The following is a 449-nucleotide window of genomic DNA, read 5'->3' on the forward strand; positions in this document are numbered from 1 at the left end:
CTCGGCCTGCCCGGCGACGCCCGGCACCTTGTCGAGCGGCGGAACGCCCTCGCGCAGCACCCCCCGGACGTCCGGGGTCGCCTGGCCCAGCGCGTCCGCGCCCGGCTTCAGCGACGACATCGCCGCCTGGGCATCGGCCAGCGGCGCCTGCAGCGACTGCAGTGCCCCGCGTGCCTTCCCCAGCGTGTCCGGCGCCTTGTCCACGACGTCCGCCAGCGGCTTGCCGCCATCGACGCCGACCGCGTCCAACGTGGTCTTCAGTTGCCCGACCAGCGCGGAGATCTCCTGCTGGCGGTTGGTGAAGCGGCCGCTGAGGCTGTCCAGCGCACGCAGCGTCCCGGTCAGGTCCTTCCCGCCGTCGGTGGCCAGCGCGCCGGCCACGGTTCCGAGGTCAGGCAGCTCCTCGGGCAAGGCCCCCAGCGCGTCGCGGAGGTCCTGCTGGTGTCCGA

Annotated in this window: 1 pseudogene; it reads right to left on the reverse strand. The window is 74.6% G+C overall.

Features of this window, described 5'->3' with window-relative positions:
• A pseudogene (locus H5411_RS46725) lies at positions 1-449 on the reverse strand (MlaD family protein); the annotation flags it as partial.

It is taken from the genome of Amycolatopsis echigonensis (genome assembly GCF_014174495.1).
In the GTDB taxonomy this organism is placed as follows: Bacteria; Actinomycetota; Actinomycetes; order Mycobacteriales; family Pseudonocardiaceae; genus Amycolatopsis; species Amycolatopsis echigonensis.